Annotated in this window: 10 protein-coding genes; 4 read left to right on the top strand and 6 right to left on the bottom strand. The window is 64.1% G+C overall.

All coding sequences use genetic code 11. The features are described from left to right. Window positions 1-15: 15 nt before the first annotated feature. Both NCT03_RS05065 and dnaE read right to left on the bottom strand, forming a co-directional pair. A complete protein-coding gene (locus NCT03_RS05065; protein WP_250492102.1) occupies window positions 16-1,077 on the bottom strand; it encodes a glycosyltransferase family 4 protein in 1,062 nt (353 codons plus the stop codon). After that, window positions 1,077-4,607 (bottom strand): DNA polymerase III subunit alpha, encoded by a 3,531-nt coding sequence (dnaE, locus tag NCT03_RS05060; RefSeq protein ID WP_409015181.1) that lies wholly within the window; start codon window positions 4,605-4,607, stop codon window positions 1,077-1,079. The genes NCT03_RS05065 and dnaE overlap by 1 nt, the downstream gene beginning before the upstream one ends. A 213-nt stretch (window positions 4,608-4,820) precedes the next feature. Here dnaE and NCT03_RS05055 point away from each other — a divergent pair, with 213 nt between their 5' ends. Continuing rightward, window positions 4,821-5,675 carry a sulfurtransferase gene (locus NCT03_RS05055; protein WP_244827523.1) on the top strand — a complete coding sequence of 285 codons (855 nt, stop codon included), beginning with the start codon at window positions 4,821-4,823 and terminating at the stop codon, window positions 5,673-5,675. Window positions 5,676-5,695: 20 nt separating this feature from the next. Beyond that, window positions 5,696-6,571 carry a tRNA glutamyl-Q(34) synthetase GluQRS gene (gluQRS, locus tag NCT03_RS05050; RefSeq protein WP_250492100.1) on the top strand — a complete coding sequence of 292 codons (876 nt, stop codon included), beginning with the start codon at window positions 5,696-5,698 and terminating at the stop codon, window positions 6,569-6,571. A gap of 241 nt (window positions 6,572-6,812) precedes the next feature. On the opposite strand, the gene NCT03_RS05045 is transcribed toward gluQRS, so the two are convergent. The 4 genes from NCT03_RS05045 to purT all read right to left on the bottom strand — a co-directional run bounded on the left by NCT03_RS05045 (window position 6,813) and on the right by purT (window position 10,599). Continuing rightward, window positions 6,813-8,282 carry a DEAD/DEAH box helicase gene (locus NCT03_RS05045; protein ID WP_250464186.1) on the bottom strand — a complete coding sequence of 490 codons (1,470 nt, stop codon included), beginning with the start codon at window positions 8,280-8,282 and terminating at the stop codon, window positions 6,813-6,815. 420 nt (window positions 8,283-8,702) lie between these two features. Further along, window positions 8,703-9,071 carry an MliC family protein gene (locus NCT03_RS05040; protein WP_250464215.1) on the bottom strand — a complete coding sequence of 123 codons (369 nt, stop codon included), beginning with the start codon at window positions 9,069-9,071 and terminating at the stop codon, window positions 8,703-8,705. Between the two features lie 58 nt (window positions 9,072-9,129). Continuing rightward, the gene (locus NCT03_RS05035) at window positions 9,130-9,285 is read right to left on the bottom strand and encodes a DUF6726 family protein (protein ID WP_309845184.1); all 156 of its coding nucleotides are present in this window, start codon (window positions 9,283-9,285) and stop codon (window positions 9,130-9,132) included. Between the two features lie 45 nt (window positions 9,286-9,330). Then, window positions 9,331-10,599, bottom strand: a complete 1,269-nt coding sequence (gene purT / locus NCT03_RS05030; protein ID WP_244827520.1) for a formate-dependent phosphoribosylglycinamide formyltransferase — start codon at window positions 10,597-10,599, stop codon at window positions 9,331-9,333. Window positions 10,600-10,894: 295 nt separating this feature from the next. Here purT and NCT03_RS05025 point away from each other — a divergent pair, with 295 nt between their 5' ends. Both NCT03_RS05025 and NCT03_RS05020 read left to right on the top strand, forming a co-directional pair. After that, window positions 10,895-11,467: an META domain-containing protein gene (locus NCT03_RS05025; RefSeq protein ID WP_250492099.1), complete on the top strand. Its 573-nt coding sequence runs from the start codon at window positions 10,895-10,897 to the stop codon at window positions 11,465-11,467. A 145-nt stretch (window positions 11,468-11,612) separates the two neighbouring features. After that, entirely contained in the window at window positions 11,613-15,284 is a 3,672-nt protein-coding gene (locus NCT03_RS05020; protein WP_250492098.1) for a DNA translocase FtsK, read from the top strand. Window position 15,285 lies beyond the last annotated feature (1 nt).

The raw sequence follows: 15,285 nt of genomic DNA, 5'->3' as shown, positions 1-15,285 counted from the left end.
CTTGGCTCAGCGGCTTCAACGACCGCCGCTGATTTCTTCCGCCAGCGCCAGCAGCGCATTCACATGCGACGCGACGCTCGCGTCATAACGAACGGCATTGCCCGATACGCGGCGTCGTGAAGCAATTGCCGCAGCGACGACGCGCCGCAGGTCGTCCGCATCGCCAGATTTGAAAACGTGCTTGGCGCTTTCGTCGATGGCATCGCCACAGCCGATGCAGGCCGGAAAGATCACCGGCGTGCCGCACATGACCGATTCGATGCCCACGAGCCCAAACGGCTCGTAGCTCGACGCGAGAATGGTGAAGTCCGCCGCGCGATAAGCGTCCTCGATATTTTTCGCGTAGCCGATATAGCGCACGTTCGGCGCGCTCTTCTCGGGCGCGCGCCCGGCGACGGCGATCACGATCGGCAAGCCCGCGCCGCCGAGCGCCTTCTCGATCAGCGGCAAACCCTTGCGCTCGTGACTGCTCGAAGGAAAGAGCAGCACGATTTCGTCTTCCTTGAAACCGAACCGTTCGCGCAGACGGGCGCGCGAGGTTTCATCGGCTAAGGCGAAACGCGCGCCATCCACGGGCGGATAAAGCACGCGAATCTTCCGTTCGTCGATGCCGTAAAGCCCGCGAAGCTCGTTGCGCATCATGTCCGAGTGCGCGACGATCACGCGCGCGTCCCGATACTGCCTGCGTTCGAGCGCGATCTGCCGCGTATCCGACCGCTTTTCGCGACGCCCGGTTGCGCGCAGAAAGCCGATATGCGTGCCTCCGCAGATGGCAATCTCCGAGCCTTCCACGCGATTGCAGCCGATCAGCACGTCGACCCTGGCCTTATTGCGCGCGCGCTTGAGCGCCCACGAAAAATACACGTCGCGCAGCTTGCCCGGCAGAAACGACACCTTGATGCGATGCGCCTCGACGAGCTTGCTCTCCGGCAACGACGAGTCGATCTTGCGGGCAAAGAACGCAGGCTTTTGGCGGCCCTCGAAGCCGGCGGCGGCAAGACCGCGCACCAGGTCCATGGCGTAGCGTTCGAGCCCGCCGCTCAGTTTGAGCGCGTTCGCCGAGATGCCGATGCGCATCAGTAGACGATTTCGATTGCGCTGCCCGCGAACTCGCCGCGCAGCGCGGTGATGAGTTCGTCGGTGGGCTTGACGCGCCAGGCATCGCCGAGCCGAACTTCGCCTTCCGCATGCTCGCTGCGATAAACGATGCTCACGTTCAAGCCGTTCGGGATGGGTGCGGACTGGCGCTGCCTGCCGTTTTCGCGCGCGGGGGGTGCCACGGCCGCCGGCGCTTCCGCACCCGCCGCATGCGCTTCGAGCACGCGGCGCAGACGCAAGGAATCCGCGTTGCCATTCATCTCGACCTTTACCGACTGCGCGTAGCGGCTGCGCGCGCGTTCGAGGTCCATCGCGGTATCGACGGTAAAGCGAATGCCGCCGGTGAAGGCGTCGTTACGCGCCTGACCTTGCACCACGAGCAACTCGTCTTCCTTGAAGAGCGCCTTGTTGGCTTCGAACTGCTCGTTGAACACGGTGACTTCGCACTGGCCGGTGCCGTCGTCGAGATTGACGATCAGCATCTTGCCGCGCTGGGTCATTTGCGTGCGCGTGGTCGAGATCACGCCCGCGACGAGCTTGTCGCGCCCCTCCTTCAGTTCGCCGATTTTCTGCCGCACGAAGCGGCGCACTTCACCTTTGTAGGCGTCGAAGAGATGGCCCGACAGATAGAAACCGAGCGCGGTTTTTTCTTCCTGCAAGCGCTTCTTGTCGGACCACATGGGTTCATCGACGAGCCGATGCTTTTCGAGCGGCGCGTCGCCCATATCGAAGAGACCGCCTTGCATGGCGTTGGCGGCGGCCTGATCGGCGGCTTCCATGGCGAGCGGCACGGAGGCCAGCAGTTGCGCGCGGTTCTCGTGCAGGCAGTCGAACGCGCCCGCGCGGATCAGCGCTTCGACCGTGCGGCGATTCACGACGCGCCGGTCGATCCGCTCGCAGAAGTCGAAGAGATCCGCAAACGGCCCGTCTTCACGCGCACGCAGAATTTCCTCGATTGCGTTCTGGCCGCTGCCCTTCACCGCGCCCAGACCGTAGCGAATGGTCTTCGAGCGCTTGCCGTCCGCTTCGGCGACCGGTTCGAAGCGATACGCCGACTGATTGATGTTCGGCGGCAGCACGGCCATGCCATTGCCGATGCAGTCCTCGAAGAGGATCTTGACCTTGTCGGTGTCGTCCATGGCGAGCGACATATTGGCCGCCATGAATTCCGCCGGATGGTGTGCCTTCAGCCACGCCGTGTGATAAGCGAGCAACGCGTAAGCCGCCGCGTGCGACTTGTTGAAGCCGTAGCCCGCGAATTTCTCCATGAGGTCGAAGGTGTCGTCCGCCTTCTGCGCGGTGAGACCGTTCTTCGCCGCGCCTTCGCGGAACAACTCGCGATGCACGGCCATCTCCTCGGGCTTCTTCTTGCCCATCGCGCGACGCAGCAAGTCCGCGCCGCCGAGCGAATAGCCGCCGATGATCTGCGCCATCTGCATCACCTGCTCCTGATAGACCATGATGCCGTAGGTCTCCTTCAGGACGGGCTCGACGCGCGGGTCCGGATACTCGACGATCTCGCGCCCGTGCTTACGCGCGCAGAAGCTCGGAATCAGGTCCATCGGGCCCGGACGATACAGCGCCACCAGCGCGATGATGTCCTCGAAGCGGTCCGGCTGCGCGTCCTTCAGCATGCCCTGCATGCCGCGGCTTTCCAGCTGGAACACGGCGACGGTATTCGCTTTCTTGAGGATCGAAAACGAAGCAGGGTCGTCGAGCGGAACCTGCGAGAGATTCCAGTCTTTCTTCGAGGGATCGAGCCGGCGAATATAGCGCTCGGCCCAGTCCAGGATGGTGAGCGTAGTCAGGCCCAAAAAGTCGAACTTGACCAGACCGACGGCTTCCACGTCGTCTTTGTCGTATTGACTGACCACGCCGCCGTCTTCGCCCTGCGTGTAGAGCGGACAGAAATCGGTGAGCTTGCCCGGCGCGATCAGTACGCCGCCCGCGTGCATGCCGACGTTACGCGTGAGCCCTTCCACGCGCTGCGCAAGTTCGAGCAATTGATGCACTTCGTCTTCGTTGTCGAAGCGCTCCTGCAGGGTCGGCTCTTCCTTCATCGCGTCCGCGATGGTCACGTGCTTGCCCGGCTTGAACGGGATGAGCTTGGCGACGCCGTCGGTGAACATGTAGCCGAGATCGAGCACGCGGCCGATGTCGCGCACCGCCGCCTTCGCCGCCATGGTGCCGAAGGTGGCGATCTGCGAAACCGCGTCCGCGCCATATTTCTGCTTCACGTACTGAATGACGCGGTCGCGCCCTTCCTGACAGAAGTCGATGTCGAAGTCGGGCATCGACACGCGTTCGGGATTCAGGAAGCGTTCGAACAGCAGGTTGTAGCGCAGCGGGTCGAGATCGGTAATGCCGAGCGCATAAGCGACGAGCGAGCCCGCGCCCGAACCGCGGCCGGGACCCACCGGCACGCCATTGTTCTTCGCCCACATGATGAAGTCGGCGACGATCAGGAAGTAGCCCGGAAAGCCCATCTTGATGATCGTGCCGCACTCGAATTCGAGCCGCGCGTAATAAGTCTCGCGCTGTGCCTCGCGTTCGGCTTCATCGGGATAGAGCTGCGCGAGCCGCACCTCGAGGCCTTCCTTCGACAACTGCACGAGGTAGTCGTCGAGCGTGAGGCCGTCCGGCGTGGGGAAAAGCGGCAGCTTGGGCTTGCCGAGTTCGAGCGTGAGATTACAGCGCTTCGCAATCTGGACCGTATTGGCAAGCGCGGAAGGAATATCCGCGAAAAGCGCGCACATTTCGTCTTGCGTGCGGAAATACTGCTCGGTCGTGAAGCGCTTCTGACGACGCGGATTGGCGAGGATATCGCCTTCCGAAATGCACACGCGCGCTTCGTGCGCGGTGTAGTCGTCGGGCGTCATGAATTGCAGCGGATGCGTGGCGACCACAGGCAGCCCGAGCTTTGCGGCGAGCGCGACGGCCTCCTGAAAATAAGCCTGTTCGCCCGGCTGACCGGCGCGCTGCAGTTCGATGTAGAACGCGTTCGGAAAGAGCGCCGACCAGCGTTCGGCGTTGCGTTGCGCGCTTGCCGCGTTGCCCGCCGCGAACGCCATGCCGATGTCGCCCTGCTGCGCGCCGGAAATGGCGAGCAGACCTTCAGCCAGCCCTTCTTCGAGCCATTCGACGAGCACTTCCGCGCGCCCGCGATATTGATTCGTCAGCCACGCGCGGCTCAACAGTTCGCACAGGTTGAGATAGCCGGTCTTGTCGCGCACGAGCAGGATCAGCCGCGAAGGCTTGTCGCGATCGGCGGGATTGGTGATCCAGACATCGCAGCCGGCAATGGGTTTGATGCCCTTGCTGCGCGCTTCCTTGTAGAAGCGCACGAGGCCGAACGCGTTGGCGAGATCGGTCAGCGCGAGTGCGCCCTGACCGTCTTTCGCGGCGGATTTGACGACGTCGTCCAGCCGCACGATGCCGTCGGCAATCGAGAACTCGGAGTGGACGCGAAGATGAACGAAGCGGGGATCTGACATGACGATATTGTACATGCGGCCCATCGCGAAAACGGCTAAGGGGCGCGCGTTAGCCGAACGGACAAGCCCTCGGCGATTCTCGAAATTGCGCTGGCGCAAACGGCGCGAACGCGGCGGCCCGCGCCTGCGAAAAGACCTGCGCCATTTGCGGGATAATACGGAGTTGCGCGGCGTCCCAGCATCCGCTTTTTGCCGCCCTTTTTACCGGCTTTGCCCCGTTATCCGATCATGAGCATTCTGAACCTCTCCGCCTACAAATTCGTTTCCATCGACGACAGCGCCGCGTGGCGCCCGCTCGTCACCGAACGCTGCAGCGCGCTTGGCCTGAAGGGAACGATTCTGCTCGCGCCGGAGGGCATCAACCTCTTCATCGCGGGGCCGGTCGCGGAGGTGCGCGAGTTCATCGATTACATTCGGAGCGACGCGCTCTTCGGCGACCGCTTCGCCGATCTGCAATTCAAGGAAAGCCTCTCCGCAAAGCAACCGTTTCGCCGCATGCTGGTGAAACTCAAGCGCGAGATCATCACCATGAAGAAGCCCGCGATCAAGCCGGAACTCGGCCGCGCGCCCGCCGTCGATCCGGTGACGCTCAAGGCCTGGCTCGACCGTGGTCACGACGACGAAGGCCGTCCGGTCGTCATGCTCGACACGCGCAATGCCTTCGAAGTGGACGTCGGCACGTTCGACCACGCGCTCGACTACCGCATCACGAAATTCAGCGAGTTTCCCGAGGTGATCGAACAAAACCGTGCCGATCTGGAAGGCAAGACGGTGGTGTCGTTCTGCACGGGCGGAATTCGTTGCGAGAAGGCTGCGATTCACATGAAGGAAGTGGGCATCGATCACGTCTATCAACTCGAAGGCGGCATCCTTAAATATTTCGAGGAAGTGGGCGGCGCGCATTACTCGGGCGAATGTTTCGTGTTCGACTACCGCACGGCGCTCGATCCGAACCTGCAGCAGACCTCCACTTCGCAATGCTTCGGCTGCCGCGCGGTGGTCAGCGTGGAAGATCAGCAGTCGCCGTTGTACGTGCCGGGCGCCACGTGCCCCGCGTGTCATCCGGATGCGAAGGCCGCCTGAACCTTGAACGAGCCTTATAGATGACTTACCGTGGCCGCTTCGCGCCCTCGCCCACCGGGCCGCTGCACGCGGGGTCGCTCGTCAGCGCGCTTGCTAGTCTTCTCGATGCGCGGGCGCATCGCGGTAGCTGGATCGTGCGAATAGAAGATGTCGATGCACCGCGCACGGTGGCCGGCGCGGCCGACGAGATTCTCGCAACGCTCGCGCATTTCGGCATGCATTCGGACGAACCGCCGGTCTGGCAAAGTCAACGCGACGCGGCTTATCAAGATGCATTCGAGCGCTTGCTTGCCGCCGGCTTCGTTTATCCCTGCGGCTGCACGCGACGCGAGATCGCCGACTCGCTCGTTCATGCGCATGCGCGTCACGCGACGCTCGCTTATCCCGGTACTTGTCGAAGCGGCTTGCATGGCCGTCCCGCGCGCGCGTGGCGACTGCGCGTGCCGGACGGCGACGCGGCGCGCGTCGGTTTCGTGGATCGCTGGCAGGGAATACAAACGCAAGATCTTGCGGCCGAAGTCGGCGATTTCGCCTTGAAGCGTGCAGATGGGCTGTGGGCGTATCAACTGGCTGTCGTCGTCGACGACGCTTCAGCCGGCATTACGCATGTCGTGCGCGGCGCAGACCTGTTGGATTCGACCGCGCGGCAGATTTATCTTCAGCGATGTCTCGATGTGCCGACGCCGTCGTATCTGCATGTGTCTGTCGTCAGCAACGATGCGGGCGAGAAACTCAGCAAGCAGACGGGCGCGGCGCCGCTTGGTCGTGACGCGCCGCTGGATGCGTTGGTGCAGGCGGCGCGGCATTTGAGTATCGAAGTGGCCGCCGCCGGTTCGCTCGAGTCGTTTTATGCGGATGCGACCGCGCAGTGGGCGCGTCGGTTCGGGATTATTTAGCGGCATGCGTTCGCTTCTGAGGGGCTAATCGCTCGCGCCGCGTAAGCGTTCGACTGACGAGTGCGGTACGAGATTGGGCCTTTTGTCGCGTCAGGACGTTGGCTGCGGCCTTTAAGTGATCAAGGAGCGGCACATAAAAAAAGCAACCTGACCGGTTGCCCTTTTCATCCCACACGTACCGTGCTCAACGGTTCAACGGCAGTCGCAAAGACCACCGTTTCTCAGAGCTTCACGCGCCAACTCAAGTCGACTTACGCAACGCACCCAACCCGCCAAGCAACGCGGCCAACGGCTGCTTCGGCGCGCTCTTGCGCTCCGGCTCGACGCTTTCCTCATGCCGCTTCACCGCCGAGGGCGAGGGCTCGTAAGGCTTGAGGAAGAATTCGTCCACCGGCTGCTGACGCCCGCGCGGCCGATCATACGACGACCCCGACGTGCGCCGGCGCGGACCCGCTTCTTCCCGCGCGCCATGCCGATGTTCGCTGCGCTCCGGGCGGACCGGCCGCTCGTCGCGCCGCGCGCCTTCACGACGCACCGGCGTCGCTACTTCGAGCGTCATCACTTCGAGCGGACGCTTGATCAGCTTCTCGATGTCGGCAAGCTGCTTGCGTTCGTTCGCGCTGCACAGCGACAACGCGTCGCCCGACGCACCCGCGCGCCCCGTGCGACCGATACGGTGCACGTAATCTTCCGCGCTGAACGGCAAGTCGAAGTTGATGACCGCCGGCAATTCGGCGATGTCGAGTCCGCGCGCGGCCACGTCGGTTGCGACGAGTGCTTCGATCTCGCCGCGCTTGAACGCGTCGAGCGCCTGCATGCGCTCGCCTTGTGTACGGTCGCCGTGAATCGCGGTGGCGACGATGCCATCACGTTCCAGCACGCGCGCCAACCGGCTCGCGCCGATCTTGCTGTTGCAGAACACGATGACCTGCTTCAATCCGCGCTGGCGGATCAGTTGCGCGACGGCGCCCGACTTGTCGCTCTCGTGCACTTCGAAGACGATCTGCCGCACGTTGGTCGCGGTGGAGTTGCTGCGCGCGACTTCGATGGTCTGCGGGTTGCGCAAGTAAGTTGCCGCGAGCTTCTTGATTTCAGGCGAGAACGTCGCCGAAAACAGCAGCGTCTGACGCTCCTTAGGCAGCAGATTCAGAATGCGCTGCAGGTCGGGCAGAAAGCCCATGTCGAGCATGCGGTCGGCTTCGTCGAGGACGAGCATCTGCACCTGGCCGAGATTGAGCGTCTTTTGCTGAACGTGATCGAGCAGCCGTCCCGGCGTCGCGATGAGAATCTCCACGCCACGGCGCAGTGCATCCGACTGCGGATTCATGTCGACGCCGCCGAACACCACCGTGCTGCGCAATGCAGTGTGCTTCGAGTAGGTCTGCACGTTGGCGGCGACCTGATCGGCGAGTTCGCGCGTGGGCGTAAGCATCAGCGCGCGCACGGGATGGCGGGCGGGCGAGGCGCTCGTATTGGCCATCGGCAAAAGACGCTGGATGATCGGCAGCGAAAAACTCGCGGTCTTGCCCGTGCCGGTCTGCGCCGCGCCCATCACATCGCGGCCCGCGAGCACGACGGGAATGGCCTGCTCCTGGATCGGCGTGGGCGTGGTATAGCCGGACTCGCTCACTGCCTTGAGGATGTCGGCGGCCAGGCCGAACTGATCGAACGTAGGCGCGGTGGACGGGTTCGTGGCGACGGAATCTGACATGGTGACTATTGGGCTTTCGCTAAAAATCCGCTTGAAGCGGTGCGTAAGCGGGCGTTCGGTCGATTACGCGTGAGTATTTCGGTGACGCGGAGGGTTGTCCGCGCAAGCATTTGTGCGCGGCGCTTGCCATGCACTTGAAGCGCGCCGGGCAGGAAAACGAACGCCTGACGCAGATTCGGCCGATGGTCGCGGCCTGCGGAACGCCGCAGGTTCGGGCACAAGGCCCGCTGCGATGGAACACGGCTCGATGACGCCTTCGAAGCGGCCGACGCACGCTCAAGTGGAAGGCCACGCGAGCCGATGCGAACCACGACGCTGCAGGGCAAAAATCTTAGCCGGAAAGCCGCACATTGTAGCATCCGGCGTCGATCCGCCCCTTTCCGCGCTTCATGAGACAGAGGCGCACGACGTGGGCCGCGCTTACTTGTTGTGCGCCTCGCAATCGGCCAGCAGCGGCGGCGAGTCCTTGGCCGCCATCTCGTCATAGAGATTGGCCTGCGGTCCCTTGGTCCACCACGTATATTGATCCGCGACGTATTTGGCCCCGGAACCCGCGATCACGTTGACGAACAGCAGTTTGCGGCCATCCACCGTCAATGCCGCGAAGCTCTGGTGATTGCGTGCGTTGGTGTATTGCACCGACACGCTCTTGCCGTCCTTGCAGTCGTAGCGCGTGGTCTGCGTCGAGGCGGTCTGGATTTGCGGCACGGTGAGCGGCATCGCTCGCGCGGTCGTGGCGACGGAAGACGCCATAAGAAGCGCGGCCGAAAGTACGAGAGATCGTTTCATCATCGAGTCCGGAAATCGTGGGAAGCGGCTCGGCGAGCCTTGATGGATGGCCCGAAGATCATGGATCGATCACGTCCGCGCAGGCGTCCGTGGGCGCGGCCGCGACATGGCCGACCACCGGCACGATCTTCAAACCCGCTGACGCGATCCGGCACGGAGCCGCGGCCAGCCCGCAACCCGAAAGTCCCGCGCACGCCACGATCAACGCGGCCATGATGATTCGCTTCACTATCTTCTCCCTGCCATTTGCAGGCGATGGTCAGCCCGGTCGACTCGATACGGGCTTTACTTTCGACGCCGCCAGCTTCGCGCGCTCACGCGCTTCGCCGGTATCGACGCCAGTAGCGAGCGCGACGCCCATGCGCCGTTTCGCGAAGCTCTCGGGCTTGCCGAAGAGGCGCAGATCCGCGCCCGGCACCGCAAGCGCTTCGGCCACGCCTTCGAAGGCGATACCCGCTTCGTCGAGGCCGCCGTAGATCACCGCCGATGCGCCCGGCGTTTGCAGCGCGGTATCGACGGGCAAGCCGAGAATGGCGCGCGCGTGCAGTTCGAACTCGGAGAAACGCTGCGTGGCGAGCGTCACGAGACCCGTGTCGTGCGGACGCGGACTGACTTCCGAGAACCATACGTCATCGCCGCGCACGAAGAGTTCCACGCCGAAGAGGCCGCGTCCGCCGAGCGCGGTCGTCACCTTCGCCGCGACATCGCGCGAGCGGGCGAGCGCGACGGCGCTCATCGCCTGCGGCTGCCAGGATTCGACGTAGTCACCCGCCACCTGCACGTGGCCGATCGGCTCGCAGAAAAAGGTCGCCGTCTCGCCGGTCGCGGGGTCGGCCGCGCGCACGGTGAGTTGCGTGATTTCGTACTCGAAGTCGATGAACCCTTCCACGATCACGCGCCCGTGGTTCACGCGCCCGCCCGCCATCGCGTAGTTCCAGGCGGGCTCGACATCCGCGTCGCTTCCGAGCACGGATTGTCCCTTGCCCGAGGACGACATGACGGGTTTCACCACGCACGGAAAACCGATCTTCGCGATCGCCGCCTTCATCTCTTCGAGCGACTGCGCGAACGCGTACGGCGAGGTCGGCAAGCCAAGCGTCTCGGCGGCCAGGCGGCGAATGCCTTCGCGATTCATCGTCAATTGCGTGGCGCGCGCGGTCGGAATCACGGTGGCAATGCCAGCGGCTTCGATGTCGGCGAGCGCGTCGGTGGCGATTGCCTCGATCTCGGGCACGATCAGATGCGGCGACTCTTGCTCGACGAGCGCGCGCAGCGCCACGGCATCGGTCATGTCGATGACATGCGCCCGGTGCGCGACCTGATGCCCCGGCGCGTTCGCATAACGATCCACCGCGATCACCTCGACGCCGAGCCGCTGCAACGCGATGATCACTTCCTTGCCGAGCTCGCCCGCGCCGAGCAACATCACGCGCGTGGCATGCGCCGAAAGCGGCGTGCCGATGCGGCGCTCGACGTCGGTCGCGGCATTCGTGCCGGTAGCGGGGTCGCGTTGCGAGTCGGTGTGCATGAGTGCTCCAGAAATCGGATTCGGTGGCGCCTGTTGCTCGAACATTCGATGAGGCGAGAATGGCCCGGATGTTAACACGCACCGCTTAGTGCAACAGCTCTGCCATTCGGTCTATTGACAGGCGCCAAGAGAGTATGACAAGCGGTATCGCTGCTCAGTTGCAAGGCATTTGCGTGCTTTTCGAAGATCGTCGACGGGAGGAAAGCGCTGCCGATCATTTTGTTGCATCGAGCGCTGGACAAATCGTAGGACGAGTGCGATACCCTTACGGTTTCGCCAGTTTCAGGACTCCCCGATGCCCACGCACTTCATCCGCACACCGTCTTCGTCGCCGCTTTTTCGGGGAGCGCCGGCGTGGCTCACACGTGCATCGCGGCGCGCCGGTGTGCTGCTGCTCGCCACGGGTTTCATCGCCGGCTGCGCGCTCCCCAAGCATCCCGACGCGAGCGCGCCGCCCACCGATCCCTACAATCCCGCCGCCACGCAATTGCTCGACGACACGCAATGGCAGCTCACGCGGTGGACCGATGCAAGTGGCAAGCCGCGTGCGCTTCCTCAGGACGCGGGCGGCGCGCAGCCCATCACGCTCGACTTTTCGACGGCGAGCGGCCATCGGCGCGCGAGCGGCTTTTCCGGTTGCAACCGCTTCGCGGGCGCCTATGACCTGAAAGACGGCAAGCTCACGTTCGGCCCGCTCGCCGGTACGCGCATGGCCTGCGTCTCCGGCACGGGCGGTGCGTTGGAGCAGCCGTATTTGGATGGGCTCGCACATGTCGCCAGAAGCGGCGTTCAGATGAACCCGCCGCCAGCGTTGCAACTGACGCTCGCCGATGGACAGGTGCTCACGTTCGCGCCGCGGCCAAAGTAAGCGCGAGGTGTTGCGTGCTCGCGCCATACCTATCGGCGCACGCCGCAACCGTTAAACTGCCTGGTTGAACGCGCATGCGTCCGAAGCCGGCAGCGAGTCTGGTCCTGTCTCATACGTCTCACCCAACATTGGTTCTATCTCTAGCATGCAAATGGTAGTTCTCGGCTGGTTCGGTGCATCAGTCGTCTGGATCCTTCCGCTCCTCTGGCGCATCGTGAAATCGGTGCTCCCGAGCGGCAGCGGACTGCGCGGCCCCGGCACGATCCGGCTGTGGGTCGGCTTCATCTGCGTATTGCTGTCGAGCAGCGTGCTCGAAGGCCTGCTTGCAAGTGGCGTCGAAACGCAGGCGAATATCAATCGCGGTGGTCGGGCGCTTGCCTTGCTTCTCGTCAATCTGGCTTATCCGGCTGGCGCGATTGCCGTTGCGGCCCTCGTGCTGGCAATGTTCGCGCCGTGGCTCGTCGAGTTCTCGTGGCGCTCGGTGCTGATCTGGTTCGATGAAGCGTTCGGCTTCGATTTGCCGAAGAGCTGGCTGACACCACCCGAAAAAAACGAGCGCGAACCGCAGCCGAAGAAGGAACGCCGTGGGCGACGCGATGCATCCGGCTGGTTCGAGCGTCGTGCGCGCGACAAGACCAAGACGACGCGCGAGATCCCCGTGCGCGGCATCGGCGCGGATCGTTTCGATGCCTCGTCCGTGCGCGTGCCGCAAGATGAGCCCACGCTCGGTTTGCCGACCGGCAAGCAACGCGGACGCTATCGGCGGCCTACCGCGTGGCGTCCGCCTTCGATCGGCAAGAGCGGCGCGAATCGCGATCAGGCGTCAGCGAGGAATACCGCGTCGACCAACTATGCCGCCGTGCGTCTCAGCCGATCCGCGTTCGAAGCGGAGAGCGCGTCCGGTCGGCCGATGCCTATCGAGCCGGTCGCGCCCGGTGGATGGTTGAATCCGTCCACGCAGCCGCGTGCCTCGGTGTCGCCGGGGGCGCGGCCGGCACAAGGCGCGAATGGCACGACAGCGTCGGCGCGAACTTCCGCGGGAATGGCTGCGGCTTCTGCGTCGCGCAATGCTGCCTCATCGGTTGCGGTCGAGCCGCGCGGGAATGTTTCTCGGGCGGGTGCGGCTCCGGCTGCATCGGCTGCACTGGCCCGGGGCGGCACCGCTTCAGTATCGGCAGGAGGCAATGCACGCGGTCCGATGCCCGCACAAAGTCGTGCGGGGCAGACTTCGCCTGGGCTCGTGCGGCGCACGCCGCCCGCTCGTCCGACCGCAACACCGGCCACGCGTGACTTTGCTGGGCGTTCGCTGCCAACGCCCGCCGACGCGCTGGCGCGTTCGGCACTTCCGCCGCTCGAACCACCTCCGCCGCCCGAGTCCGTTCAGGCGACGCTGCGATCTATCGAGGAGAACGCCGCGTTATGGACGTCGCTCGCCGGAACGGGGCTCGCGCGTGAACCTGAAGCGATCGTGGCGGATATGGCCGCAGCGTCTGGCTCGCAAGTCACATCGCAATCTGCGAGCGACGCCGTGACGCGAGCGCCAACGAGTTCGGAACCTGTCGACTTCTCTCCGAAGCCAGCGGACACGTTGATCGACGGCGGTCTGAACGCGAACAGCGCCATTTCAGACGATGCCACCTCCGTTGGGGCAAGCGCGCTCGTTTTTTCACGCATGGGAGCCAACGTTGCGTCGCAAGCACCGGCAGCGGTTTCGTTGGAAGCGCCCGCAACGCCCGCTACACCACCCAGTCATCGCGAGTTCACGCCGGAGCGCATCGAGCCTGACTTGGTCGAGCCAACGCGTCACACCGAAACGCCTACACCGCCGTGGCTGGACGAGCCGTCATCGTCGCCGAGATACGAGCCACCTCCGCTGCCGTCGTTCCTGCCGATGGACGAGCCGCCGCCGCTCGCGGACGTATTCGACGATGCTCTCGACCAGCCCGCTCCGTCTGTTGCGGACCCCTTGCGAAACGCGACGGCAATGCCTCCCGACGAAACATTCCGAAGCACACCCACGTTGCCTGGCGACGAAACCGGCCAAGGCGCACCCGCGTTGCCGCGCGACGGCACCGTGCGGCACGCGCCCGCGTCGCTTCGAGATGAATCGATCCAAAGCGCCTCGACGTCGCCCGTCCACGAGGCCGCGCGCGAGGAAGCCCTCGACGCGCCGGAAAAGCCATCGAACATCGTGCGCTTCCCTGTCGCCGTCCCGTTGCAAGAGGCCGAAGCCGAAGCGCCACCCGCCGCAACAACGTCGCCAGCAAGCGCCCCGCGCCCGCCGGTACGCGGTTTCGCGCCCACCGAATTCGAATTCCACGCGCCGCACGCATCCGCAGTTGAATTGCCTACGCTCGATCTGCTCGAACCCGCATCCGAAGACGCCGAACCCGTCTCCGAACAGCAACTCGCCGAAACCGGCCAGCTAATCGAACAACGGCTGCAGGAATTCAAGGTGCCCGTCACGGTTGTCGGCGCGTCCGCTGGCCCCGTCATCACGCGCTTCGAAGTGGACCCGGCGCTCGGCGTGCGCGGCAGTCAGATCGTCGGCCTCATGAAGGATCTATCGCGAGGCCTCGGTCTCACGTCGATCCGCGTCGTCGAAACGATTCCCGGCAAAACCTGCATGGGTCTCGAACTGCCGAACGCGAAACGCCAGATGATCCGTCTGTCCGAGATTCTCGAACAGGACGTGTACCGCGCGTCGAAGTCGAATCTCACCATCGCGATGGGCAAGGATATCGTCGGCAATCCGGTCGTCACCGACCTTGCCAAGGCGCCGCACATGCTGGTCGCGGGCACGACGGGCTCCGGCAAGTCGGTCGCGATCAACGCAATGATCCTTTCGCTGCTCTACAAGGCGACGCCTGAGGACGTGCGCCTCATCATGATCGACCCGAAGATGCTGGAACTGTCCGTCTACGAAGGCATTCCGCATCTGCTCGCACCCGTCGTCACCGACATGAAGCTCGCGTCGAACGCGCTCAACTGGTGTGTCGGCGAAATGGAAAAGCGCTACCGGCTGATGTCGGCGGTGGGCGTGCGCAATCTGCAGGGCTTCAATCAAAAGATCCGCGCCACCGAAGCGGCCGGCAAGAAGCTCACGAATCCATTTTCGCTGACGCCCGATGCACCCGAGCCGCTATCGACGCTGCCGCTCATCGTCGTGATCATCGACGAACTGGCCGACCTCATGATGGTCGCGGGCAAGCAAATCGAACAATTGATCGCGCGTCTTGCGCAGAAGGCGCGCGCGGCCGGCATCCACCTGATTCTCGCGACGCAGCGGCCTTCGGTCGATGTCATCACGGGTCTCATCAAGGCCAACATTCCGACGCGCGTGGCGTTTCAGGTGTCGTCCAAGATCGATTCGCGCACGATTCTCGATCAGATGGGCGCGGAATCGCTGCTCGGCGCAGGCGACATGCTGTTCCTGCCACCCGGCACCGGCTATCCGCAACGCATACACGGCGCGTTCGTCGCGGACGACGAAGTGCATCGCGTGGTCGAATATTTGAAGCAGTTTGGCGAGCCGGAATACGAGGAAGGCATTCTGTCCGGGCCGACGTCCGAAGGCGCGTCGCCAGACCTGTTCGGCGAAACGCCCGAGGCCGAAGCCGATCCGCTCTACGACGAAGCGGTCGCGTTCGTGTTGCGCACACGGCGCGCCTCGATTTCGTCGGTGCAGCGGCAACTGCGTATTGGCTATAACCGCGCGGCGCGGCTTGTCGAGCAGATGGAAACGGCCGGGCTCGTCTCCTCGATGGGCAGCAACGGCAACCGCGAAGTGCTCGCACCGCCGGGCCCGGCCGACTAAG

The organism is Caballeronia sp. GAWG1-1 (genome assembly GCF_023631465.1).
Classification (GTDB): domain Bacteria; phylum Pseudomonadota; class Gammaproteobacteria; order Burkholderiales; family Burkholderiaceae; genus Caballeronia.
Note: the sequence above shows the minus strand (reverse complement) of the source record. Positions and strands in the feature narration are given on the sequence as shown.

What these genes read in the sequence shown, in the direction of transcription:
- NCT03_RS05040 (WP_250464215.1), bottom strand. Translation starts at nt 9,071, where the DNA reads ATGAAACGATCTCTCGTACTTTCGGCCGCGCTTCTTATGGCGTCTTCC.
- NCT03_RS05055 (WP_244827523.1), top strand. Translation starts at nt 4,821, where the DNA reads ATGAGCATTCTGAACCTCTCCGCCTACAAATTCGTTTCCATCGACGAC.
- gluQRS (WP_250492100.1), top strand. Translation starts at nt 5,696, where the DNA reads ATGACTTACCGTGGCCGCTTCGCGCCCTCGCCCACCGGGCCGCTGCAC.
- NCT03_RS05065 (WP_250492102.1), bottom strand. Translation starts at nt 1,077, where the DNA reads ATGCGCATCGGCATCTCGGCGAACGCGCTCAAACTGAGCGGCGGGCTC.
- NCT03_RS05020 (WP_250492098.1), top strand. Translation starts at nt 11,613, where the DNA reads ATGCAAATGGTAGTTCTCGGCTGGTTCGGTGCATCAGTCGTCTGGATC.
- NCT03_RS05035 (WP_309845184.1), bottom strand. Translation starts at nt 9,285, where the DNA reads ATGGCCGCGTTGATCGTGGCGTGCGCGGGACTTTCGGGTTGCGGGCTG.
- NCT03_RS05045 (WP_250464186.1), bottom strand. Translation starts at nt 8,282, where the DNA reads ATGTCAGATTCCGTCGCCACGAACCCGTCCACCGCGCCTACGTTCGAT.
- purT (WP_244827520.1), bottom strand. Translation starts at nt 10,599, where the DNA reads ATGCACACCGACTCGCAACGCGACCCCGCTACCGGCACGAATGCCGCG.
- dnaE (WP_409015181.1), bottom strand. Translation starts at nt 4,607, where the DNA reads ATGTACAATATCGTCATGTCAGATCCCCGCTTCGTTCATCTTCGCGTC.
- NCT03_RS05025 (WP_250492099.1), top strand. Translation starts at nt 10,895, where the DNA reads ATGCCCACGCACTTCATCCGCACACCGTCTTCGTCGCCGCTTTTTCGG.